The 22,692-nt window shown below is 73.0% G+C and carries 24 protein-coding genes and 1 tRNA gene; 15 read left to right on the forward strand and 10 right to left on the reverse strand.

Features of this window, described 5'->3' with window-relative positions:
* Nucleotides 1-789 carry a ferritin-like domain-containing protein gene (locus tag ACZ67M_RS33370; protein WP_361360653.1) on the reverse strand — a complete coding sequence of 263 codons (789 nt, stop codon included), beginning with the start codon at nucleotides 787-789 and terminating at the stop codon, nucleotides 1-3.
* A 225-nt stretch (nucleotides 790-1,014) separates the two neighbouring features.
* The gene (locus ACZ67M_RS33375; RefSeq protein ID WP_234960835.1) at nucleotides 1,015-2,070 is read right to left on the reverse strand and encodes an LLM class F420-dependent oxidoreductase; all 1,056 of its coding nucleotides are present in this window, start codon (nucleotides 2,068-2,070) and stop codon (nucleotides 1,015-1,017) included.
* Between the two features lie 113 nt (nucleotides 2,071-2,183).
* Between ACZ67M_RS33375 and ACZ67M_RS33380 the strand changes: the two genes are divergently transcribed.
* Nucleotides 2,184-3,170: an aldo/keto reductase gene (locus tag ACZ67M_RS33380; RefSeq protein WP_361360650.1), complete on the forward strand. Its 987-nt coding sequence runs from the start codon at nucleotides 2,184-2,186 to the stop codon at nucleotides 3,168-3,170.
* Complete coding sequence (locus ACZ67M_RS33385) at nucleotides 3,167-5,353, forward strand: helix-hairpin-helix domain-containing protein (RefSeq protein WP_469853879.1); 2,187 nt, start codon at nucleotides 3,167-3,169, stop codon at nucleotides 5,351-5,353. The genes ACZ67M_RS33380 and ACZ67M_RS33385 overlap by 4 nt, the downstream gene beginning before the upstream one ends.
* A 42-nt stretch (nucleotides 5,354-5,395) precedes the next feature.
* Here ACZ67M_RS33385 and ACZ67M_RS33390 read toward each other — a convergent pair whose 3' ends face one another.
* A complete protein-coding gene (locus ACZ67M_RS33390) occupies nucleotides 5,396-6,181 on the reverse strand; it encodes a hypothetical protein (protein WP_469853880.1) in 786 nt (261 codons plus the stop codon).
* 47 nt (nucleotides 6,182-6,228) lie between these two features.
* Here ACZ67M_RS33390 and ACZ67M_RS33395 point away from each other — a divergent pair, with 47 nt between their 5' ends.
* Nucleotides 6,229-6,417 (forward strand): DUF5703 family protein, encoded by a 189-nt coding sequence (locus tag ACZ67M_RS33395; RefSeq protein WP_361360644.1) that lies wholly within the window; start codon nucleotides 6,229-6,231, stop codon nucleotides 6,415-6,417.
* Nucleotides 6,418-6,473: 56 nt separating this feature from the next.
* On the opposite strand, the gene ACZ67M_RS33400 is transcribed toward ACZ67M_RS33395, so the two are convergent.
* From ACZ67M_RS33400 to ACZ67M_RS33410, 3 genes are all read right to left on the reverse strand, one after another.
* Entirely contained in the window at nucleotides 6,474-7,388 is a 915-nt protein-coding gene (locus ACZ67M_RS33400; protein WP_469853881.1) for a chaplin, read from the reverse strand.
* A gap of 170 nt (nucleotides 7,389-7,558) precedes the next feature.
* Nucleotides 7,559-7,792, reverse strand: a complete 234-nt coding sequence (chpH, locus tag ACZ67M_RS33405) for a chaplin ChpH (RefSeq protein ID WP_122617341.1) — start codon at nucleotides 7,790-7,792, stop codon at nucleotides 7,559-7,561.
* Between the two features lie 169 nt (nucleotides 7,793-7,961).
* Nucleotides 7,962-9,287 carry a M20/M25/M40 family metallo-hydrolase gene (locus tag ACZ67M_RS33410; RefSeq protein ID WP_361360917.1) on the reverse strand — a complete coding sequence of 442 codons (1,326 nt, stop codon included), beginning with the start codon at nucleotides 9,285-9,287 and terminating at the stop codon, nucleotides 7,962-7,964.
* A 164-nt stretch (nucleotides 9,288-9,451) separates the two neighbouring features.
* On the opposite strand from ACZ67M_RS33410, the gene ACZ67M_RS33415 reads away from it, so the two are divergent.
* Nucleotides 9,452-9,539, forward strand: a tRNA-Leu gene (locus ACZ67M_RS33415).
* A gap of 53 nt (nucleotides 9,540-9,592) precedes the next feature.
* Entirely contained in the window at nucleotides 9,593-9,964 is a 372-nt protein-coding gene (locus ACZ67M_RS33420) for a YchJ family protein (protein ID WP_469853882.1), read from the forward strand.
* A gap of 14 nt (nucleotides 9,965-9,978) precedes the next feature.
* Here the strand turns inward: ACZ67M_RS33420 and ACZ67M_RS33425 are convergent, their stop codons facing one another.
* Nucleotides 9,979-10,680, reverse strand: coding sequence for a FadR/GntR family transcriptional regulator (locus ACZ67M_RS33425; RefSeq protein ID WP_361360637.1), 702 nt, complete (start codon nucleotides 10,678-10,680; stop codon nucleotides 9,979-9,981).
* A 137-nt stretch (nucleotides 10,681-10,817) separates the two neighbouring features.
* On the opposite strand from ACZ67M_RS33425, the gene ACZ67M_RS33430 reads away from it, so the two are divergent.
* Genes ACZ67M_RS33430 through ACZ67M_RS33445 form a run of 4 tightly spaced genes read left to right on the forward strand, consistent with a single transcriptional unit; the run spans nucleotide 10,818 to nucleotide 14,649 of the window.
* Entirely contained in the window at nucleotides 10,818-11,345 is a 528-nt protein-coding gene (locus ACZ67M_RS33430; RefSeq protein WP_361360636.1) for a gluconokinase, read from the forward strand.
* Between the two features lie 46 nt (nucleotides 11,346-11,391).
* A complete protein-coding gene (locus ACZ67M_RS33435) occupies nucleotides 11,392-12,789 on the forward strand; it encodes a GntP family permease (protein WP_122617345.1) in 1,398 nt (465 codons plus the stop codon).
* A 40-nt stretch (nucleotides 12,790-12,829) separates the two neighbouring features.
* The gene (locus tag ACZ67M_RS33440) at nucleotides 12,830-13,591 is read left to right on the forward strand and encodes an SDR family oxidoreductase (protein ID WP_469853883.1); all 762 of its coding nucleotides are present in this window, start codon (nucleotides 12,830-12,832) and stop codon (nucleotides 13,589-13,591) included.
* Nucleotides 13,592-13,608: 17 nt separating this feature from the next.
* The gene (locus ACZ67M_RS33445) at nucleotides 13,609-14,649 is read left to right on the forward strand and encodes an L-idonate 5-dehydrogenase (protein ID WP_392014474.1); all 1,041 of its coding nucleotides are present in this window, start codon (nucleotides 13,609-13,611) and stop codon (nucleotides 14,647-14,649) included.
* 39 nt (nucleotides 14,650-14,688) lie between these two features.
* Here ACZ67M_RS33445 and ACZ67M_RS33450 read toward each other — a convergent pair whose 3' ends face one another.
* Together ACZ67M_RS33450 and ACZ67M_RS33455 are read right to left on the reverse strand one after the other, a co-directional pair.
* Nucleotides 14,689-16,227, reverse strand: coding sequence for an APC family permease (locus tag ACZ67M_RS33450; RefSeq protein ID WP_469853884.1), 1,539 nt, complete (start codon nucleotides 16,225-16,227; stop codon nucleotides 14,689-14,691).
* Nucleotides 16,228-16,261: 34 nt separating this feature from the next.
* Nucleotides 16,262-17,212: a hypothetical protein gene (locus tag ACZ67M_RS33455; protein WP_392104961.1), complete on the reverse strand. Its 951-nt coding sequence runs from the start codon at nucleotides 17,210-17,212 to the stop codon at nucleotides 16,262-16,264.
* Nucleotides 17,213-17,466: 254 nt separating this feature from the next.
* Between ACZ67M_RS33455 and ACZ67M_RS33460 the strand changes: the two genes are divergently transcribed.
* From ACZ67M_RS33460 to ACZ67M_RS33485, 6 genes are all read left to right on the forward strand, one after another.
* Complete coding sequence (locus ACZ67M_RS33460; protein WP_392239328.1) at nucleotides 17,467-18,360, forward strand: DMT family transporter; 894 nt, start codon at nucleotides 17,467-17,469, stop codon at nucleotides 18,358-18,360.
* A gap of 24 nt (nucleotides 18,361-18,384) precedes the next feature.
* The gene (locus ACZ67M_RS33465) at nucleotides 18,385-18,894 is read left to right on the forward strand and encodes an NUDIX hydrolase (protein ID WP_392239330.1); all 510 of its coding nucleotides are present in this window, start codon (nucleotides 18,385-18,387) and stop codon (nucleotides 18,892-18,894) included.
* Between the two features lie 91 nt (nucleotides 18,895-18,985).
* The gene (locus tag ACZ67M_RS33470; protein ID WP_122617350.1) at nucleotides 18,986-19,378 is read left to right on the forward strand and encodes a YidH family protein; all 393 of its coding nucleotides are present in this window, start codon (nucleotides 18,986-18,988) and stop codon (nucleotides 19,376-19,378) included.
* Between the two features lie 3 nt (nucleotides 19,379-19,381).
* Complete coding sequence (locus tag ACZ67M_RS33475) at nucleotides 19,382-19,693, forward strand: DUF202 domain-containing protein (protein WP_361360624.1); 312 nt, start codon at nucleotides 19,382-19,384, stop codon at nucleotides 19,691-19,693.
* Nucleotides 19,694-19,785: 92 nt separating this feature from the next.
* Nucleotides 19,786-20,811 (forward strand): phosphotransferase family protein, encoded by a 1,026-nt coding sequence (locus ACZ67M_RS33480; RefSeq protein ID WP_392239332.1) that lies wholly within the window; start codon nucleotides 19,786-19,788, stop codon nucleotides 20,809-20,811.
* A gap of 6 nt (nucleotides 20,812-20,817) precedes the next feature.
* A complete protein-coding gene (locus ACZ67M_RS33485; protein ID WP_385797242.1) occupies nucleotides 20,818-22,032 on the forward strand; it encodes an acyl-CoA dehydrogenase family protein in 1,215 nt (404 codons plus the stop codon).
* A 47-nt stretch (nucleotides 22,033-22,079) separates the two neighbouring features.
* On the opposite strand, the gene ACZ67M_RS33490 is transcribed toward ACZ67M_RS33485, so the two are convergent.
* Nucleotides 22,080-22,673 (reverse strand): TetR/AcrR family transcriptional regulator, encoded by a 594-nt coding sequence (locus ACZ67M_RS33490; RefSeq protein WP_122617354.1) that lies wholly within the window; start codon nucleotides 22,671-22,673, stop codon nucleotides 22,080-22,082.
* Nucleotides 22,674-22,692 lie beyond the last annotated feature (19 nt).

The raw sequence follows: 22,692 nt of genomic DNA on the forward strand, positions 1-22,692 counted from the left end.
TCAGGCGATCTCGGGGGCCGGGGTCGCGGGACCGCCGAGCGCGTCGCGGCGGTCCGGGGTCCGCAGCCGCACCATGCGGCGCCAGCCGGTCAGCCGCTCGTAGGCGTACGTCGCGTGGATGCCGGCCGCGAGCAGCGCCGACCTGCCGCGGGACCAGCCCAGGACGCGCCCCATGCGGGCCATCACGGCGAGGCTGACGTCCCGGTGGACGCGGATCTCGGCCAGCGCGCACTCGCGCAGGGTGCGCCGGATGTACGCGCCGTGCCCGTCGGCGGTGTAGCGCAGCAGTTCCTCGTGGGAGTAGGCGAGGTGGTTGTCCTCGTCGGCGGAGATCATGCGGACGGCCCGGCCCAGGTCCGGGTCGTCGCCGAAGTACTTGAGGAGCATCGCCATCTGCTCGGCCGCGCGCTGCTCGGTGACCCTGCTGTGCGCGAGGTAGGTGATGACGTCCCGCACGGTGAGGGGCCGGTCGGCCTTGAGCTTCTCGTGGGCGAGGCCGATGCCGTGCCGCTCCAGCAGCATGGTGTAGTCGGTCTCGGGGGGTACCGCCACGGGTTCGAGGCCGCGCTTCTTCAGCAGGGCGTTGAAGATCCGGCCGTGCTTGTCCTCGTCCGCCCCGTGCCGGGTGATCTTGGGGGCGAGTCCGCGCTCGCTCTCCGGCACCAGCGCGGCGATGCGCGCGTTCTCCCAGCCGCCCTGCGACTCACCGCTGGCAGCGATGGAGCAGAAGAGACGGAACGACTCGTCGTTGTCGAGGATCTCCTGGAACAGGCTCTTCGCCGAAAGCATCGGTGGCACCCTTCTGCCGCTGCAAGGTCCGCAGGTTCCGCACACTCCGCTAAACGAGTCAAGTGCGGAAGCGGGGACTCGGCAACAGGTGCGGCGGGCAGCTCCGCCGAAAGAAGGACCAGCGGGGACGCGTAACCACCGGGGCGCGGGCGCGTTGTTCCCCGTGACGGCCGTGGCGGGGAAGACCCCCGAGCCCCCACCACGGCCGCGGAACCTTTCCGGGGGTCACGCCAGTCCGGCACGCTCCAGGGCCTCGGTGCCGGCGCGGAGCGCGGCGAGGCGCTCGTCCAGGGTGAAGCCCGCGGGGGCGAGCGTCAGGGTGGTGACGCCGGCCGCGGCGTAGGCCTTCATCCGGTCCGCGATCCGGTCGACGGAGCCGAGCAGGGTCGTCTGGTCGATCAGCTCGTGCGGCACGGCCGCGGCGGCGCCCTGCTTGTCGCCGGACAGGTACTTGTCCTGGATCTCGGCGGCCTCCCGCTCGTAGCCCATGCGCTGGGCGAGCTGGTTGTAGAAGTTCTGCTTGCGGCTGCCCATGCCGCCGACGTAGAGCGCGGTGTAGGGGCGGAAGGTGTCGGCGAGCGTGGTGACGTCCTTGTCCTCGCCGAGGGCGAGCGGCAGGGTCGGGCAGACGTCGAAGCCGTCGAGGGTCAGGCCGGCCTTCTCGCGTCCGGCGCGCAGGTGCTTGACGGCGGTCTCCTCCAGGTGGTCGGCGGAGGGGAAGATGAGCAGGGCGCCGTCGGCGATCTCGCCGGTCTGCTCCAGGTTCTTGGGGCCGATGGCGGCGATGTAGAGCGGGATGTGCTCGCGCTGCGGGTGCACGGTCAGCTTGATCGGCTTGCCGGGGCCGCCGGGCAGCGGCAGCGTCCAGTGCTGTCCCTCGTACGACAGCCGCTCGCGGGTCATCGCCCTGCGCACGATCTCCACGTACTCGCGGGTGCGGGCCAGCGGCTTGTCGAACTTGACGCCGTACCAGCCCTCGGAGACCTGCGGTCCGGAGACGCCGAGGCCGAGGCGGAAGCGGCCCTGGGAGAGGGAGTCCAGGGTGGCGGCGGTCATCGCGGTCATCGCGGGCTGGCGGGCCGGGATCTGGAAGATGGCCGAGCCCACGTCGATGCGCTCGGTCTGGGCGGCGACCCAGGTGAGCACGGTGGCCGCGTCGGAGCCGTAGGCCTCGGCGGCCCAGCACACGGCGTATCCGAGCCGGTCGGCCTCCTTGGCCACGGCCAGGTTGTCCGCGTCCATTCCGGCACCCCAGTAGCCGAGGTTGATCCCGAGCTGCATGGCCGATTCCCCTTACCCATCAGTAACGTCGCTGGTGCCCCGACCTTAGCGCGCGGAAATCGGTTGTCCACAGGCCCCCACAGCGCAAGCCGTGGCCAGTAATGTCGCCGTTCATGGAGCAGAGGCATCTCGGCCGCACCGGCCTGCGCGTGTCCCGCATCGGTCTCGGCACCCTGACCTGGGGCCGGGGCACGGACGAGCACGACGCCGCGGACCTCTTGAAGACCTTCTGGGAAGCGGGCGGCACACTCGTCGACACGGCGGACGTGTACGGCGACGGGGAGTCGGAGTACCTGCTCGGCCGGCTCATGGAGGGCCTGGTGCCGCGCCGGGACCTGGTGATCTCGACCAAGGCGGGCAGCGTGCCCGATCCCGACCGCCGCTTCGACGGTTCGCGCGGCCATCTGCTCTCCGCGCTGGACGCCTCGCTCGCCCGCCTCGGCACCGACCACGTCGACGTGTGGCACCTGCACGCCTTCGACCCGCACACCCCGCTGGAGGAGACGCTGCACGCCCTCGACGTGGCGGTGAGCAGCGGCCGCGCCCGGTACGCGGGGGTCTCCAACTTCTGCGGCTGGCAGCTGGCCAAGGCCGCGACCTGGCAGCTGGCGGCGCCGGGCGTACGGAACCGGGTGGCGAGCACGCAGATGGAGTACTCCCTGCTACAGCGGGGCGTCGAGCGTGAGGTGCTGCCGGCCGCCCTGGACATGGGCGTCGGCCTGCTGCCCTCCTCGCCGCTGGGCCGGGGGGTCCTGACCGGCAAGTACCGCAAGGACGCCACGCCCCCGGACTCGCGGGGCGCCTCGGAGCAGCTGGCGCCGTTCGTCGCGCCCTACCTCGACGACACGGCCGGGCACATCGTGGACGCGGTGGCGACGGCGGCCGACGGGCTGGCGGTGACGCCGCTCCAGGTGGCGCTGGCCTGGATCCGCGACCGGCCTGGTGTGGTCGCGCCGATCATCGGACCGCGCAACGCGCGGCAGCTCACGGCGGCGTTGTCAGTGGAGGCCCTTAGTCTTCCTGACGAGATCTGCCGGGCGCTCGACGACGTGTCGGCGCCGGTGCACCGCTATCCCGATCACGACTGGAGCACGCTGTGAGCACGGAGCCCGAGCCCGCCCCCGAGGACACCGCAGAAACCGTGGAGCCCGGGCCGGGAACTCCGGGCTCCGCGGACGCCTCCGGGACCGGCGGGGAGGGGGGCGACGAGGGGGGCGACGCGGCCGCCCCGGCGGCGCAGGTGTCCGAGACCGAGGCCGAGCTGGCCGCCCAGCGGGTCGAGCGGGAGCGGATCGAACGGCGGAAGGCGGAGAAGCAGGGGCCGATCGAGGCCGGGGGGAAGCTCAGCGGCACCGCGGCCGATCTGCTGGCCGCCGTCCGGGCCGTGGAGGGCGGCGAGAAGCCCGCGGCCACCGTCTTCGGCGACCCCGGCCCGGCCCGCCGCCAGGCCCCCGAGCCGGTGCGGCCGCCGCGGCCCGCACCCGCCGAGCCGTCCGCCGCACCCGCGGGCCCCCCGCCGGAGACCGTCGAGGCGGTCCGGCGCGTGCTGGCCGAGGGCGGCGCCCCGGAGGCCCTCGCCCCGCAGACCGCCGCGGTCCTCGGCGATGGGGCGGCGGAGGCCCTGCGCACGGACCCCTGGCAGCTGCTCCGGGTCGGCGGGGTGCGGCCCGAGCAGGCCGACGGTTTCGCCCGCGCACTGCTCGGCGCGGAGTGCGGCCCGGACGACGAGCGGCGCGGCCGTGCCGTCACCGTGTGGCTGCTGGAGCAGGCGGCGCTGGCCGGGCACACCGCCCTGGAGCTGGCGCGCCTCACCGCCACGCTGGCCCAGCGTGGCGTGCCGGATCCCGACGCGGCCGTTCAGAGCACGCTGGCCGAGGGCGAGGCGCTGGCCTTCCAGGACGCCCTGGACGAGCCCGGCGCCCGCCCGGAGCGCGCTGCGGGCGGCGCGGAGGGTGCGGACGAGGAGGGCGAGGGGGCCGACGAGCGCCCGGTCCGCGTCCTGATCGGCCTGGAGCGGTACGCGCTCGCCGAGGAGAGCCTGGCCGACGGTCTCGCCCGGCTCGTCAACGCGGCACCGAAGCAGGACGGTTCGGCCGCGGACTGGGAGCGGGCCGCCGACTCGGCGCAGGGGTCCGCCGCCGAGCTGATCCGCGCCGTCGCGGGCCACGGGCTGGTCCTGCACACCGGCGGGGAGGCGTCCCTGGCCGAACCGGCGGCCCTGCTGCACGCCGCGCGGGCCCTGGGGCTGCGCGCCTGGGCCGCCGCGCCGGGCCCGCTCGGCCGCGACCGCTTCGCCGCGCTGCTGGGCTCCGCGGCCGCGGAGGGTCCGGCGGTCGTCACCCTGGCCGGGTTGCTGGCCGGTGCCGAGGGGCCGGGGCGGGACACCGACGGCGCGGTGGACCTGGATCTGCTGGTGGTCCTCGACGCACCGCAGCTGGACGTCGAGGCGGGCGCGCTGCTGGCGGAGTCACTGCCGGACGGGGCCCGGCTGGTACTCGCCGGGGACCCGGCGGTACTCGGCTCGACGGGGCCCGGCCGGATCTTCGCGGACCTGCTGGCGGCGGGGGTCTGCCCGCAGATCGCCTCGCGTCTCCCGGACCAGGGCCCGCTCGGCGAACTCGTCTCCGGCATCGGCATCGGCGAGCTGGGCCAGGTGGAGGCGCCCGGCAAGGAGGTCGTGATCGTGCCGGTGCGGGAGGCGGGCGAGGCCGTGCACCGCACCGTCCAGCTCGTCGCGGACTCGGTGCCGCGCGCGATCGGCGTGCCCGCCGAGGAGACCCAGGTGATCACCCCGGGCCACGGCGGCGCGGCCGGCACCCGGGCGCTCAACGCGGCGCTGAAGGAACGGCTGAATCCCGGCCCCGGCCGCTTCGGCGGCTTCGACCCCGGCGACCGTGTCGCCTACTCCCCCGCGCCGGGCCGTACGCTGCCCGGCCGCGTGGTGAAGGCCGACGCCGACGGACTGCACCTGTCGTGCGGGGGCGAGGACGTGGTCGTCCCGAAGGACCGGGTCGAGGGGTCCGTGCGGCACGGGTGGGCCCTCACCGCGCACCAGGCGGTGGGCGGCCGGTGGCCCGCGGTGGTCGTGGTCCTGCCCGGCGACGCCGCGCAGGCCCTCAGCCGCCCCTGGGTCTACACGGCCTTCGGCCGGGCCGCCCGGCACCTCTCCGTGGTGCACGGCGTGGAGCAGGCGCTGCCCCGCGCCGTGGCCGAGGTCCCGGCCAGGCCGCGCACGACCCGGCTGCCGGCACTGCTCGCGCCGCAGGTCCCGACGGCCGGCTGACGCCGAGCGCCGGCCCCCGGAGCGCTCCCGGGGGCCGGTGACTCAGCGACCCGCGGTCGGACGTGCCGGTTCGGTGTCCTCGTCCGGACCGAAGTCGTCGTCCAGGTCCGTGTCGAGGTCCTCGTCCAGCTCCCCCGCACCGACGCCGCCGCTCTCCTCCTCGTCCGCGTCCGCCTCGTCGTCGTCTTCGTCTTCGTCTTCGTCTTCGTCGAGACCGTCGTCGTACTCGTCGTCGAAGACCGCGCTGACGTCGAAGCGGCAGACGACCAGTTGCGGGTCGGCCTGGTCGAACGGGGCCTCCAGCCACTCGCCGGGCTCGGCGGTCTCGTCCGCGGCCGTCACCCAGAGCGTGGAGTCGCCCTCCTCCAGTCCGAACTCCTTGTGCCGGGAGGCGATCTCGTCCGGCTCGAACTCGCCGAAGAGCAGGCCCAGCGCCCCGTGGACCGTGCCGGAGGCCTCCGCGCCCACGCCCTCCTCGTCCGCCGCCTCGACCCGCCGGGCCTGGGCCATCAGACGCTGCGGCTCGGCCACCGAGTAGTCGCGGCGGATCAGCACGCTGAGCGCGCTGGGCTCCTCGGGGCCCGTGTAGGGCGGCATCGAGTCCCCGGTACCGGGGATCTCGAAGGGAGTGACCTCGTCGTACCGGTCGTAGAGCAGTTCGTCGTACGCCTCCGCGGCCGCGGCCAGCTGGTTGAACGCGTCGTAGACGGCCGGGTCGTCCTCCCCCGACCGGCGTTCGACCGCGGCCAGGTGGCGGTCGAGCGCGGTCTTGACGGCCTCGGCGGCGGCGCGTACCTCGGCAGCGGTGGGCTGCGCAGCATCAGACATAGTGCAGACGCTATCCGTACCGGGCCCCAGCCCGCACAATAGATTCGATGCCGGAATACGAATTTGTCGATGTGTACGTGCCGCGCGGGGTCACCCGCAAGGAGACGACACGCCTGCTGACGGAACATGCCGAGTACGGACACTGGGAGTTGTACCGACTGACCCTGCTGCTCGACGGCAGCCGCAAGGTGCGGCTGCGGCGGCGGATCATCCGCCAGGTACGCGCCACCTGGTGAGGCGCAGACGGGCCCCGCCGACGCGGGGCCCGCTCCGCTGTACCGCGCCGCCCGCATCAGGCCGAGGCGCGCGCCTTGCGGTAGAGCACGGTGCCCGCGAGCAGCGCACCCGCGCCCACCGGCAGGGTGAGGCCCAGCGGCAGGCCGCTGCCGGTCTCGGCGAGGCGGGCGTCGCCCTGCGGCTGGGTGGTGTTCCGGCTACCGGAACCGTCCTCGTCCGGGGTCCCGCCGTCGGGGCCGTCCGAGCCCGGCGGGGTGTCCGGGTTCTCGGGGTCGCCCGGGTCACCGGGGTCACCCGGGTCACCGGGGTCACCCGGGTCACCGGGGTCACCCGGGTCACCCGGGTCACCGGGGTCACCCGGGTCACCGGGGTCACCCGGGTCACCGGGGTCACCGGGATCGCCCGGGTCACCGGGGTCACCGGGGTCACCCGGGTCACCCGGGTCACCGGGATTGCCGGGGTCACCGGGATCGCCCGGATCGCCGGGAGGCGTCTCGTGGTCCCCGCCCCCGTTGCGGCAGTCGTTGCCGGTGGCCGGGTTGAGGACACCGACGACGTCGATGCTGTTGCCGCACACGTTCACCGGAACGTGCACCGGTACCTCGATGTGGTTGCCGGACGCGACGCCCGGCGAGTCCTTGGCGTGACCGTCGGCGTGCGAGCCTCCGTGAGAACCGTCCCGGCCGCCTGAGTCGCCGTATCCGCCCGAGCCCCCGGAGGCGCCGCCGCCCCGGTTGGCGCACGAGTTGCCCATCGCCGGATTGAGGACGCCGACGACGTCGACCGTGTTGCCGCACACGTTGACCGGAACGTGCACCGGCGCCTGCACGGTGTTGCCGGACAGCACGCCGGGCGAACCCGAACTCGAGCCGTGCGCCCCCGAGTCGGCGTGCGCGGCGCCGCCCGCGGCGGCGATCACACCGGTGGCCGCCGCCATCGTCATCAGGCCCTTGCGGGTGACCTGTCGCATTTCCTGGATCCCTGCCTTGCCCTAGTCCCGTGGTACGGAGAACGCCGGGAATTCCGGCGTTGCCATCGCTCCCCCGCCTCGAAGGCCGATCAAAAGTCCGTCGGCCCCGGAGCGCATGGCGCGCGCTCCGGGGCCGGCGGACTCAGACCCTCATGGGGCGAGGCACAACGTCACTTGTTGACGCAGGCGTTGCCGAAGGCGGGGTTCAGCAGACCGATCACGGAAACCGTGTTGCCGCAGACGTTCACCGGGACGTGCACGGGAACCTGGACGACGTTGCCGGAAAGGACACCGGGCGAGTGCACGGCGGCACCCTGCGCACCGGAGTCGGCGACGGCCATGCCCGCGCCCGCGAGAACCAGACCACCGGTGGCAGCCGCGGCGGCGACGACCTTCTTGAGCATTGTTCCTCCTAGTTGGAAAACGCGATCCCAGCTTGCTGATCGCATCACCTGTAACGAGGAGGAAGTAATGAGGCTACGAGCTTATGAGCGCATTCACTCGTCCCGGTCGGCGTCCGCACGCGCGGCCGAATACCGGCGCGTGCGGAACCCGTTGACCGGAGGGGGCGGTTCAGGAGGCGTCGATGAAGCGGTCGAGCACCCGCACGCCGAACTGGAGTCCCTCCACCGGCACCCGCTCGTCCACCCCGTGGAACATGCCCGCGAAGTCCAGCTCCGGCGGCAGCTTGAGCGGCGCGAAGCCGAACCCCCGGATGCCCAGGTCGTCGAAGGACTTCGCGTCCGTGCCGCCGGAGAGCATGTAGGGGATCGCCTTCGCGGCCGGGTCCTCGGCCACCAGCGCGGACTGCATCGCCTCGACGAGCGCTCCGTCGAAGGTCGTCTCGACGGCCTTGTCGGCGTGCACGTCCTCGCGCAGCACCTTCGGGCCGAGGATCCGGTCGAGGTCAGCGAGGAACTCCTCCTCGTACCCGGGCAGGAACCGCCCGTCGACGTGCGCGGTGGCCGAGCCCGGAATGACGTTGACCTTGTAGCCGGCCCCCAGCTGCGTGGGATTGGCCGTGTTGCGCAGGGTCGCGCCGATGAGCTTGGCGATGCCGCCGAGCTTGGCGAGCGTGGCCTCCATGTCGTCCGCGTCGAGTTCGATGCCCATCGCGTCGCCCAGTTCGTCGAGGAACGCCCGGGTCGTCTTGGTCACGCGGATCGGGAACTGGTGCCGGCCGAGGCGCGCGACGGCCTCCGACAGCTCGGTGATCGCGTTGTCGCGGTGGATCATCGACCCGTGCCCGGCGGTACCGGCCACGGTCAGCTTCATCCAGTGCATGCCCTTCTCGGCCGTCTGGATCAGGTAGAGGCGGCGCTGCTCGCTCACGGTGAAGGAGAAGCCGCCCACCTCGCTGATCGCCTCGGTGACGCCCTCGAAGAGGTCGGGGTGGTTGTCGACGAGGTGCCGGGCGCCGTAGGTGCCGCCGGCCTCCTCGTCGGCGAGGAAGGCCAGCACGATGTCGCGCGGGGGCTTGCGTCCGCTGCGCAGCCGGTCGCGGACGACCGCGAGGGTCATCGCGTCCATGTCCTTCATGTCGACGGCACCGCGGCCCCACACGCAGCCGTCGGCGACCTCGCCGGAGAAGGGGTGGTGGGTCCAGTCGTCCGCGTTGGCCGGGACGACGTCGGTGTGGCCGTGGATGAGCAGCGCGGGCCGGGACGGGTCCTCGCCCTCGATCCGGGCCACGGTGGAGGCTCGTCCGGGGTGGGATTCGAAGATCCGCGGTTCGAGTCCCACCTCCGCGAGCTTCTCCGCGACGTACTCGGCGGCCTTGCGCTCGCCCGGCCCCGAGTGGTCGCCGTAGTTGCTGGTGTCGATCCGGATCAGCTCGCGGCAGAGGTCGACGACCTCGTCCTCGCCGGTGACGCTCCTGGCCGTGCCCGAGTCGCTCACGTGGTTCCTCCCGCTGTCACTGCTGGTGGGTCCCTGCTGGTGGGTCGCTCTCATCCTCTCTCTCCGGACGCCCGTGCCCAAGAAGGGGGGTGATCGGCCACCCCCGAAAGCCTGGTAATGTTTACGTCGTCGCCGCGGGCAACGCCCCGCGCGGCAGACACCTTGTCCGGGTGGCGGAATGGCAGACGCGCTAGCTTGAGGTGCTAGTGCCCTTTATCGGGCGTGGGGGTTCAAGTCCCCCCTCGGACACCAGCTGAAACCCCTGCTGAGCAGGGGTTTTCTGCTTTTCCCCTACAGTGGTCGCCATGACCACCCCTTCCTGCCCCTGCGGGCGGTCCGAGGCGTACGAGAAGTGCTGCGGGCGTTTCCACGCCGGGGCCGCCGCCCCGACCGCCGAGGCCCTGATGCGCTCGCGCTACAGCGCCTTCGTGAAGGGCCACGCCGGATACCTGCTGCGGACCTGGCACCCGAGGACCCGGCCCGCGCGCCTGGATCTGGACCCGGGGACGCGGTGGACCGGCCTGGAGATCCTGGACTCGACGGGCGGGTCCGCCTTCCACACCACCGGGACGGTCACCTTCCGCGCCTCCCACCGCGGCGGCTCGCTGCACGAGCACAGCCGCTTCGAGCGGGTGGACGGGGCATGGGTGTACGTGGACGGGGAGTTCCTCGACTGACGCCCGCCCGGCACTCAGGGCGCCAGGATGTCCAGTTCGTGCAGCGCGCCGACGGTGATCTCCCGGGTCAGCCGCTCGGCGCGCTCGGCGTCCCGGGCCCGGACCGCCTCGGCGACCTGGACGTGCAGGGTGACGGCGGCCGGGTCGGGGTCCTCGAACATCACGTCGTGGTGGGTGCGGCCGGCCAGCACCTCGGCGACGACGCCGCCGAGGCGGGCGAACATCTCGTTGCCCGAGGCGGTGAGGATGACGCGGTGGAAGGCCACGTCGTGGAAGAGGTACTCCTCCAGCCGGTGCCCGCGCGAGTTGGCGACCATGCCGAGCGCGCACTCGGTCAGCTCGGCGCACTGCTCCGGTGTGGCGAGCCGCGCCGTCAGGCCGGCCGCGACCGGCTCGACCGCCGACCTCAGCACGGTCAGTGAGCGCAGCTGCCGGGGGCGTTCGGCGCCGGCCAGGCGCCAGCGGATGACCTGGGGGTCGTAGACGTTCCACTCGCACTCGGGCAGGACGGTGACGCCCACACGGCGGCGCGACTCGACCAGGTGCATGGACTCCAGGACCCGGACGGCCTCGCGCATCACGGAGCGCGACACCTCGAAGCGCTGCGCGAGTTCGTCCGTGCGCAAGACGCTGCCCGCGGGGTATTCGCCCGCTGTGATCGCGGGACCGAGGGTGTCCAGTACGCGGCCGTGCAGCCCCCGGCCCGGTGTGCTCATGCACTCAGCGTACGGGGCGCGTCACGGGAACAAAAAGTCAGACTTATATGTCACAGCCTCTTGAATTAGTCGTACCTAATGGGTTTCAGTTGCGTCGACATCACGTGTCGACGAAGACAGCAGACAGCGAGAGTGCGATGCAGCGACTGCACACCCCCCATGTCGTCGTGGTCATGGGCGTAGCGGGCACCGGGAAGACCACCATCGGCCCCCTGCTCGCGGCCCGGCTCGGCGTCCCCTACGCCGAGGGCGACGACTTCCACCCGCCGGCCAACATCGCCAAGATGACGGCCGGCACCCCCCTGACGGACGAGGACCGCTGGCCGTGGCTGGACGCCATCGGCGGCTGGGCCCACGGGCGTGCGGGGCTCGGCGGGGTGGTGAGCAGTTCGGCACTCAAGCGGTCGTACCGCGACCGGCTGCGGGCCGCCGCTCCCGGTGTCGTCTTCGTGCATCTCACGGGCAGCCGTGAACTGATCGAGGACCGGATGGCGCACCGGCAGGGCCACTTCATGCCGACGGCCCTGCTCGACTCCCAGTTCGCCACCCTCCAGCCGCTCCAGTCGGACGAGGCCGGGGTCGCGGTGGACGTGTCCGGTACGCCCGAGGAGATCACCGAACGCGCGGCGAGCGCCCTGAGCGACCTCCCCGAGCCGGTCCAGTAACCCCCCGCACCGTCCCCCGAACCCCCATCACCGCAAGGAACCCACCGTGACCAGACTCAGCGTCGAGATGCTGGCAGCGGACACCGTCGAGCCGATCACCTCGGCCGGCCACGCCCAGCTGGGCATCGCCGTGCTCCTCGGCATCGCCGTCATCGTGCTGCTCATCACCAAGTTCAAGCTGCATGCCTTCCTGTCGCTGACCATCGGGTCACTGGCGCTCGGCGCGTTCGCCGGTGCGCCGCTGGACAAGGTCATCACCAGCTTCACCGCCGGGCTCGGCTCCACCGTCGCGGGCGTCGGCGTGCTGATCGCCCTCGGCGCGATCCTCGGCAAGATGCTCGCCGACTCCGGTGGCGCCGACCAGATCGTGGACACCATCCTCGCCAGGGCGACGCCCCGTTCGATGCCGTGGACGATGGTGCTGATCGCCTCGGTCATCGGACTGCCGCTCTTCTTCGAGGTCGGCATCGTGCTGCTGATCCCGGTGGTGCTGATGGTCGCCAAGCGCGGCAACTACTCGCTGATGCGGATCGGCATCCCGGCCCTCGCCGGTCTCTCCGTGATGCACGGCCTGGTCCCGCCGCACCCCGGCCCGCTGGTCGCGATCGACGCGCTCGGCGCCAACCTCGGTGTGACCCTCGCGCTGGGCGTGCTGATCGCCGTCCCGACGGTGATCATCGCCGGTCCGGTGTTCTCCAAGTACGCCGCCCGCTGGGTGGACGTGCCCGCTCCCGACCGGATGATCCCGACGCGCGCCTCCGAGGACCTGGAGAAGCGCCCGGGCTTCGGCGCGACGCTGGCCACGATCCTGCTGCCGGTCGTGCTGATGCTGCTCAAGGCGCTCGTCGACATCATCGTCGACGACCCGGAGAACCTGGTGCAGCGCACCTTCGACGTCATCGGCAACCCGCTGATCGCCCTGCTGGTCTCCGTGATCGTCGGTATCTTCACGCTGCTGCGGCCCGCCGGCTTCGGCAAGGACCGGCTGTCGGGCCTGGTCGAGAAGGGCCTGGCGCCCATCGCCGGCATCCTGCTCATCGTCGGCGCGGGCGGCGGCTTCAAGCAGACGCTGATCGACTCCGGCGTGGGCCAGATGATCCTGGAGATCTCCAAGGACTGGTCGATCCCGGCGCTGCTGCTGGCCTGGCTGATCGCGGTGGCGATCCGGCTGGCGACCGGTTCGGCGACGGTGGCGACGGTCTCGGCGGCCGGTCTGGTCGCGCCGCTCGCGGCCGACATGTCGACCACGCACGCCGCCCTGCTGGTCCTCGCCATCGGCGCCGGCTCGCTCTTCTTCAGTCATGTCAACGACGCCGGCTTCTGGCTGGTGAAGGAGTACTTCGGGCTGAGCGTCGGCCAGACCATCAAGACCTGGTCCGTCATGGAGACGATCATCTCGGTGGTCGCCGGAGCGCTGGTCCTGCTGTTGTCCCTGGTCATCTAGGCGCACGGCACACCGGTCGGCCGGAAACAGGAGTACGACGATGACGGCTCACCCCCTCTTCGACATCGGCGGGCGCACGGCCCTGGTGACCGGCTCCAGCCGCGGTATCGGGCTGGCCCTGGCCCGGGGCCTGGCCGAGGCCGGCTGCCGCGTGGTCCTCAACGGGCGCGACGGCGAACGCCTCACCGAGGCGGCCGCCGGCCTCCCGGGCGACGTGCACACGGCCGCCTTCGACGTGACCGACGGCCCGTCCGTGGCCGCCGGGATCGCGGAGGCCGAGGAGCGGGTGGGCCCGCTCGACATCCTGGTCAACAACGCGGGCATGCAACTGCGGGCGCCGCTGCTGGAGTTCGCGGACGCCGACTGGCACCGCATCCTGGACACCAACCTCACCAGCGCCTTCCTGGTGGGCCGGGAGGCCGCGCGCCGGATGACGGAACGCGGCCACGGCAAGATCGTCAACATCTGCTCGTTGCAGAGCGAGGTGGTCCGCCCGGGCATCGCGCCCTACGCGGCCACCAAGGGCGCGCTGAAGATGCTCACCAAGGGCATGTGCGCCGACTGGGGCCCGCGCGGGGTCCAGGTCAACGGGCTCGGTCCCGGCTACATCGAGACCGAGCTGACCCGGCCGCTGGTCGAGGACGAGGAGTTCAGCGCCTGGGTGCGCGGGCGCACGCCTGCCGGGCGCTGGGGCACCACGGAGGACCTGGTGGGCGGGCTGCTGTTCCTCGTCTCGCCCGCCGCGGACTTCGTCGGCGGACAGGTGCTGTACGTCGACGGCGGCATGACGAGCGTGCTGTGAACGCCGGGGAGGCCGCCATGCGGGGTTGCGTGATCCACGGCGCCGGTGACCTCCGGGTCGAGGAGCTGCCGGTCCCCCGTCCGGGTCCGGGCGAGGCACTGGTCGCCGTACGCTACGGCGGCGTGTGCGGCTCCGATCTGCACTACTGGCGGCACGGCGGGGTCGGCGACTTCCGGCTGCGCGAGCCGATGCTGCTCGGGCACGAGGTGGTCGGCACGGTGGTGGCGTATGGCTCCCCCGGCACGCCGGGCCCCGAGATCGGTACGCCCGTCGCCGTGCACCCGGCGACCCCGTGCGGGGTATGCCCGGAGTGCGTGGACGGGCGGCGCAACGTCTGCCGGGACACCCGCTATCTGGGCAGCGCGGCCCGCTTCCCGCACGTGCAGGGCGGCTTCGCGTCCCGGATCGCCGTCCCGGCCGCCCAGCTCCGGGCCCTCCCGTCCGGCCTCGACCCCCGGCGCGCCGCCCTCGCCGAACCCCTCGCCGTCGCCCTGCACGCCGTGGGCCGGGCCGGGGACCTGACCGGCCGGCACGTCCTGGTCACCGGCGCCGGGCCCATCGGCTGCCTGGTGGTCGCGGCGGCCAGGGCGGCGGGCGCGGCCCGCGTGACGGTCTCGGACCTGCTGCCGGCGGCCCTGGAGTACGCGCGGGCCGCGGGCGCCGACGTGCTGGTACGGGCCGACGACCCGGACGACGCCGGGTGGCCGGCCGAGGTGGACGCGGCGATCGAGGCGTCCGGGGTGGCCGCGGGCCTGGACGCCTGTCTGCGGCTGGTCCGGCGCGGCGGGGTGGTGGTCCAGCTCGGCATGCTGCCGCCGGGCCGGAGCCCGTTCGCCGGCAACCTGGTGGTGAGCCGGGAGATCGAGCTGCGCGGGGCCTTCCGCTTCGACGGCGAGTTCGACACGGCGCTGGAGCTGCTCGCCGCCGAGCCCGCGTTCGACGCGCTGGTCGGCGCGGTGGTCCCGGTGCGCGACGCGGAGTCGGCGTTCGAACTGGCCGCGGACCGGAGCCGGTCCTGCAAGGTGCTCCTGGACTTCGGGGCGGACCCGGCGCTCTGAGGCCCCGGGATCCGCACGTCTCCCACACCCTCCGACGGGTCAGGAGGACGCCGCCTTGTCCAGCTGGAACGCCTCGTTTCCCTGCCCGATGCGGGCGTGCCGCTCGGGTGCCCGCGAGCGCAGCAGCAGCCCCTGCACCACGCCGGCGACGGCCGCGAGGCCGATGATGCCGGGCAGCACCCAGCTCAGGGCGGAGTCGGGACCCGCGCCGACCAGGACGTCGAAGTCCTTGACCGTGTACCCGGCGATCACCAGCAGGGCGACGCCCGCGACGGCGGAGGTGGCCAGCCGCACGCCCTGGGCGCCGGCGGCTCCCCGGCGTACGAAGAAGGCGACCACGGAGAACGAGGCGGTGGCCATCAGCAGGATCACGCCGAGGGCGCCGATGTTGCCGCCCCAGGTGAACAGGTGCAGCACGGGTTGGGTGGGGTCGCCGTTCGGCTTGTCGTCGGCGAGCGCGAACCCGGCCACGACGACCAGGGACACGGCGGTCTGGAGCAGCGAGCCGGTGCCCGGGGCGCCGCTGGAGCCGCTGGTCCGCCCGAAGGCGGCGGGCAGCAGTCCTTCGCGGCCCATGGCGAAGGCGTACCGGGCGACGACGTTGTGGAAGCTGAGCAGGGCGGCGAACATGCCGGTCACGAAGAGCACGTGCAGCACGTCGGTGAAGGCGGAGCCGAGCCGCGACTCGGTCAGGAAGAAGAGCAGCCCGGCGCTCTGCTCCTGGGCGGTACCGACGATCCTGTCCGGCCCGGTGGCGACGGTCAGCGCCCAGCTGCTGAGCGCGAAGAAGACGGCGACCCCGCCGACCGCCAGGAACATGACACGCGGGACCAGCACGTGCGGCCGGCTGGTCTCCTCGGCGTACACGGGCGCCTGCTCGAAGCCGAGGAAGGCGGCGATGCAGAAGCACAGGGCGGTGCCGACCCCGGCGCCGGTCAGGGTGTCCGGGTTGAAGGCGTGCAGCGAGAGCCCCTGCGGTCCCGGGTCGGCGACGGCGGCGATGTCGAAGACGACCACGAGGACCACTTCGATGAGCAGCAGTACGCCCAGGACGCGCGCGTTGACGTCGATCTTCAGCCAGCCCAGCGTGCCGACCGCGAGCACGGCCAGCAGCGCCGGGATCCACCAGGCGACGTCCAGGTCGGCGTAGGTGGCCAGGAGCCCGGAGACCTCGAAGCCGAAGATGCCGTAGATGCCGACCTGGAGCGCGTTGTAGGCGACCAGCGCGACCAGGGCGGCACCCGCGCCCGCGGTGCCGCCGAGGCCGCGGGAGATGTACGCGTAGAAGGCGCCCGCGTTGTGGACGTGCCGGCTCATCTCGGCGTACCCGACGCTGAAGAGGATCAGCACCACGCCGAGCAGTACGAAGAGCAGCGGCTGTCCCACGATGCCCATCACGGCGAAGGTGGTGGGCATGACGCCCGCGACCACCATCAGCGGGGCCGTGGCGGCGAGCACGGACAGCAGCAGCCCGCCCGTGCCCAGCCGGTCGGCGCGCAGTGCGCGCTCCTCGCCCTTGAAGGTGCTGATGGCGCCACCGTTCGCGGTTCTGCTCGTGCTGGAACTGCCCGTGGTCATCGGGGGACGTCCTTTGCTCGTCTGCGGGGGATGGTCAGGCCGTACCGAGCGCGCTCGCGCGGGCCGCCCGGAAGGCGGCTGACGGGTCGCGGTCGGGATACGACCAGGGGGCGGGCGTGACGTGCTCGCCGATGCGGTGGAACAGGGCGGCGGCCTCGGCGCCCCGGCCCTCGCAGTACTTCGCGTGGGCGAGGAAGTTGAGGTCGATCAGCCGGCGCGGATGGCCGTCCTGCTCCCACTCGAGCCACCAGTCGAAGGCCGCCTTCATCACCAGGCGGGCGCGGCGCCCCACCCAGTGGCCGGCGGCGTGCGGGTCGGTGTGCTCGTGCCCGGCGGCGGCGAGCACGCGGTAGCGCTCGGCGTGCGCGACGACCGGGAGGATGGCCAGCGGAGAGTCGGCGGGGGCCTGCTCGGCGGCCCAGTTGGCGAAGTCGTACACCTCGTGCAGCGGGTCGGGATCGCCGTCGCCGCCGCGCTCGGCGAGTCGGGCGACCATCAGGTGGTGGGCGTGGTGGTGGTCGGCGTACCGCACGCGGACCTCGTCGAAGACCCGGACGACGTCCTCCTCGGCGCCCAGCGAGCGCTCCAGCATGAGGAGCCCGAGCCAGGGCGTGGGGTCGCCCGGCACGAGCGCGGCGGCGTCCCGGCAGGCGTCCCGGGCCCGGGCGGCCTTCTCCTCGCCCCGCCGGGCGCGCTGGACCAGGGCGAGGGCGAGCAGCACCGACGCGTCGGTGGAGTCGGGTTCGGCGAGCAGCCACTCGCGGGCCCAGGGGGCGCAGTAGGGCTCCTTGGCGAGGACGGCCACCCGGTGTCCCCGGCGGTCCCAGTCGTCACCCGTGTGGACCAGCAGGGACCGGACGGACTGCCAGCGCCCCTGGGCCAACGCCGCGCGGGCGGTGACGAGTTCGGCGTCGTCGAGGGCCTCGTCGAACGCCTGGGCCGCGCGTCTGCGGCCGCGGCCGAGGGGAGGCGGGGGTGGGGACACCGCGGGAAACTTCCTCACGCGACGCGGGGGGTCGTCGTAGCCGGACTGCCATGAACCGATCACGCACAGCAAACCGGCCGCCAAGGCTTGACGTCAAGAGGATTCCGTTCGTTACACGCGTCAACTCGGGTGCGGGCAGGGCAACTTGGCCGGACGCCACCCCGAATGCCGCACTCGCCCGGCGACCGGCCGCCGCCGACACTAGAGTCGGCCTCGACGCACCCGTGACCCGACTGACGATCGAGGTACGCAGCGTGTCGGTTCTGGTTCTGGTTCTCGCCGTGAGCGCCGCGTGCTGCCTGGGCTTCGGTTTCGTCCTCCAGCAGAACGCCGCGCAGCGCGCTCCGCTGGGCGACTTCCTCTCGCCCCGCCTGCTGCTCGACCTGGTCCGGGTACCCCGCTGGCTGGCCGGCATGGGGCTGATGGTGGCCGGCATGGCGCTGGGCGCGATCGCGCTGGGCGGCGGTGAACTCACCCTCGTCGAACCCCTCCTGGCGACCAACCTCCTCTTCGCCCTCGCGCTGTCCCGCCTCCAGACCCGGCAGCCGCTGGGCCCGCAGGGCTGGGCCGGCCTGGCGCTGCTCGCGGGCGGGGTGACGGCGTTCATCCTGGCGGGCGAGCCGCGCGGCGGCAGCGCGGTGAGCGACCCGCTGCGGCACTGGCTGATCATCGGCGTGATGCTGGGCACGGCCCTCGTGCTCACCGCGTGCGCCGGACGCTTCCGGCTGACCTGGGGCCCGACGCTGCTGGCCCTGGCCGCCGGGCTGCTCTACGGGGTGCAGGACGCGCTGACCCGGGTCAGCGGACGCCGCTTCTCCGCGGGCGGCCTCGCGGAACTGCTGACGGGCTGGCAGCCGTACGTGGTCGTGGTCCTCGGCGTCACCGGCCTGGTCCTGGTCCAGAGCGCCTTCGAGACGGCGCCGCTGCGCAGGTCGCTGCCCGCGCTGACGGCCGCCCAGCCGCTCGCGGGCATCGCCTGCGGGGTCGGTTTCCTCGGCGACCGCCTGCGCACCGGCACCGCGGCGCTGGCGTGGGAGGCGGGCGGGCTCGCGTCGGTGGTGGCCGGCATCGTGCTGCTGGGCATGCACCCGGCGATGCCGCAGGGGACGGGCGAGAGCGGGCGCGAACGGGCCCTGCAACGGCGCTGACCCGCCGCTGCTTGGATGGTCGGCATGAGCGCTGCTGACGAGATCCTCGACATCGTCGACGAGCACGACCACGTCGTCGGACAGGCCCGGCGGGGCGACGCGTACGCACGCGGGCTGCGCCACCGCTGCGTGTTCGTGTGGGCCGCGGACGCGGAGGCCCGGGTCTTCGTCCACCGCCGCACGGCGACGAAGCTGGTGTTCCCCTCCCAGTACGACATGTTCGTCGGCGGGGTGGTGGGCGCGGGCGAGTCCTACGACGACGCGGCGCTGCGGGAGGCGGAGGAGGAACTGGGGGTCACCGGGCTGCCGCGCCCCCAGTTCCTCTTCAAGTTCCTGTACGACGACGGCGCCGGGCGGACCTGGTGGTCGGCGGTGTACGAGGTGCGCTGCGAGGGCCCGGTCTCTCCGCAGGTGGAGGAGGTGGCCTGGCACGGGTTCCTGCCGGAGGCGGAGCTGGAGCGACGGCTCGCGCAGTGGGAGTGGGTGCCGGACGGTCTGGCGGCGTACGCGCGGCTGCGGGCCTGGCGGCGGTGACGAGCCAGGGTGCGGGGCGCGGGTGCGGGGCGGGTGGGCGACAGGGGCCGGCGCCCGCTGCCGCGGGCATCCCGCCGGATAGGGTCCCCACGTGATCGAATTCGTGCGGAACGCCCGGCTCTGGTTCGCGCCCGAGGAGGTCAAGGGAGAGGGCCGTACGCCCGACTACCGCTTCTCGCTCGCGAACGAGCGCACCTTCCTGGCCTGGCTGCGCACCGCCATGGCCCTGATCGGCGGCGGTTTCGCGGTGGACCAGTTCCTGCCCGACCTGCGCTGGGGCTGGCGCGTCGGCCTCGCGCTCGCGCTGCTCGCCTCCGGTGTGCTGTGCTCGCTGCGCGCCGTGAACCACTGGGTGCGCTGCGAACGCGCCATGCGCCGCGGCGAGGACCTCCCCGCCTCCCGCTTCCCGGCCCTGCTCAGTCTGGTCGTCGCGGTCGTCGCCGTGGCCATGGTCGTCGTGGTCCTCGTCGGCTGGGAGGGCTGACCGGTGAGCACGGAACGCGACCCGGGCCTCCAGCCCGAGCGCACCCGGCTGGCCTGGCGCCGCACCACCCTCTCCGGCACCGTCGTCGCCGTGCTCGCCGCGAAGACCGCGCTGCACGGCGGCGCGACACCCCCATCCGTCCTGGCCGCCGCCCTGTGCTGCGCCCTGTGGCTGGCCTTCCTCCGCATCGCCCACGGCCGCATCACCACCCTCGCCTCGACGAACCGCCCCCGGGCCCTCACCCCACCGCTCGCGACGGCGGCGGCCCTGTGCACGGTCGCCATCGCCGTCTGCGGCGCGCTCCTAGTCCTCTGAGGCACCGATCACGTTCCGCCCGCCCACTGGACGGCATACCGACCGGTCGGCATCATGAGACGCGTACTGTTCACCTGCCGCAGGGAGCGACGATGACCCCCGACCACCCGCCCGGACTCGATCTCGACCGGTTGCGCGAGCTGCTCGACCGCGAGCGGCCCGGCCTGGTGACCGGCCCGCTGTCCGGCCGGCTGATCGAGGGCGGACGCTCGAACCTCACCTACGCCGTCACGGACGGCACCGCCCGCTGGGTGGTCAGACGCCCCCCGCTCGGCCACGTCCTCGCCACCGCGCACGACATGAAGCGCGAGCACCGCGTCATCAGCGCCCTGCACCCCACGGACGTACCGGTCCCCCGCCCCCTGCTCCTCTGCGAGGACGAGGACGTCGTCGGGGCGCCCTTCTACGTCATGGAGTTCGTCGAGGGCACCCCGTACCGCACCGCCGACCAGCTCGCCCCCCTCGGCCCCGAGCGCACCCGCGCCGCCGTGCTGAACCTCGTCGACACCCTCGTCGAGCTGCACGCGGTGGACCCCGCCGAGGTCGGCCTCGGCGACTTCGGCCGCCCGGAGGGGTTCCTGGACCGCCAGCTCCGCCGCTGGGCCAAGCAGCTCGACGCCTCGCGCAACCGCGACCTGACCGGCATCGACGAACTGCACGCCACGCTCGGCCGGGAACTCCCCCGCTCCCCCGCCCCGACGGTCGTCCACGGCGACTACCGCCTGGACAACGTCCTGATCGGCGGCGAGAACGACGAGATCAACGCGATCCTCGACTGGGAGATGTCGACCCTCGGCGACCCGCTCACCGACCTCGGCCTGCTGGTGATGTACAGCAGCCCGCTCGGCATGCCGGACTCCCCCGTCTCCACCACGGCCCAGGCGCCCGGCCACCCGGCCCCCGCCGAGCTGGTCCAGCGGTACGCCGACCGCTCGGGCCGCGACGTGGGCGCCGTCGCCTGGTACACGGCGTTCGCCTGGTTCAAGCTCGCCGTGATCCTGGAGGGTATCCACTACCGCTACACGCTGGGCCGCACGGTCGGCCCCGGCTTCGACCGCATCGGCGACCTCGTCCCCGTATTCATCGAGCACGGCCTGACCACCCTTCAGAAGGGCTGACCCGCCATGGACTTCGCGTACGACGCACGCACCGAGGAGCTGCGCGCCAGGCTGCTCGCCTTCATGGACGAGCACGTCCACCCCGCCGAGCAGGTCGCCCACGAGCAGCGCGCCCGCCTCGCCTCCCCCTGGGACACCCCGCAGGTCGTGGAGGACCTGAAGGCCGAGGCCCGCCGCCAGGGGCTGTGGAACCTCTTCCTCCCCGACGCCGAGTACGGCGCGGGCCTGACCAACCTCCAGTACGCCCCGCTCGCCGAGATCACCGGCCGCAGCCCGCAGCTGGCGCCCACGGCGACGAACTGCGCGGCCCCGGACACCGGGAACATGGAGGTGCTGGCCCAGTTCGCCGACGAGGCGCAGAAGAAGCAGTGGCTCCAGCCCCTGCTGGCCGGCGAGATCCGTTCCGCGTTCGCGATGACCGAGCCGGACGTGGCCTCCTCGGACGCCACGAACATCACCACGCACATCGAGCGGGACGGCGACGAGTACGTCATCACGGGCCGCAAGTGGTACATCTCCGGGGCGATGAACCCGGACTGCCAGATCTTCATCGTGATGGGCAAGACCGACCCGGAGGGCGCGGACATCCGCCGCCAGCAGTCCATGGTCCTGGTCCCGCGCGACACGCCCGGAGTGACCGTCGACCGGGCCATGCAGGTCTTCGGCTACGAGGACCACTACCACGGCGGCCACGCCGAGGTGACCTTCGACCACGCGCGCGTGCCGGTGTCGAACCTGATCGGTGAGGAGGGCGGCGGCTTCGCCATCGCCCAGGCCCGCCTCGGTCCCGGCCGCATCCACCACTGCATGCGGCTCATCGGGATGGCCGAGCGCGCGATCGAGCTGATGTGCCGCCGCGCGGTGTCCCGCGAGGCGTTCGGCAAGGCGCTGGCCCAGCAGGGCGTGGTCCACAACTGGATCGCCGACGCCCGGGTCACCGTCGAGCAGTTGCGGCTGCTGGTGCTGAAGACCGCCTGGCTGATGGACACCGTCGGCAACCGGGGCGCGCACACCGAGATCCAGGCCATCAAGATCGCCACGCCGCGCGCGGTGGTCGACATCATCGACCGGGCCATCCAGTTGCACGGCGCGGGCGGCGTGAGCCAGGACTTCCCGCTGGCGGAGCTGTACGCGGGCGCCAGGACCCTGATGATCGCCGACGGGCCGGACGAGGTGCACCAGCGCTCGCTGGCCCGCCGGGAGATCAAGAAGTACCTCTGAGCGAGGCCGGGCGAGGAGGCGCCCCCGGAATCCCGGGGGCCGTCACCTCACGGGCGCAGTGCCCGCAGCAGCAGGTCGGCGAGGTGGTCGGCCACCTCCTGCGGGCCCAGCGGGCCGTCGGGGCGGTACCAGGTGGACAGGTGGTGGACGGAACCGAAGTGGTAGTCCACCACCAGGTCCGCCGGGGTCTCCTTGGTGAAGACCCCGGCCCGCTGGCCCTCCTCGATGAGCGCGCGGAAGCGCTCGTGGTAGCGGCGCCGCTCGGCCCGCACCTGCTTGTTCTTCTCGGGGCTCAGCTGGTGCATGGAGCGGAAGAAGATCGACGCGTCGTCGAGGTTGTCGATGGTGGTGACGACGACGTCGGCCGCCGCTTCCCGCACCCGCTTCTCGACCGGCTCGTCGGATTCCGCGAAGGCGTCGAGGCGCTCCTGCTGGAGGCGCAGCACGCGCGCGTAGACCTCGTGCAGGAGGTCGTCCTTGGAGCCGAAGTAGTGGTACAGCGCTCCCTTGGTGACGCCCGCCGCCTCCACGATCTCCTGTACCGAGGTGCGGTCGTAGCCCTGCTCCGCGAAGAGCCGGGTGGCGGCGGCCAGGAGCCGCTGCGGCACCGGAGTGCCGTCCCCGTCCGTGGTCCTGGGCACTGCCGTCACCTGCCTTTCC

It is taken from the genome of Streptomyces sp. NPDC107500 (genome assembly GCF_055582785.1).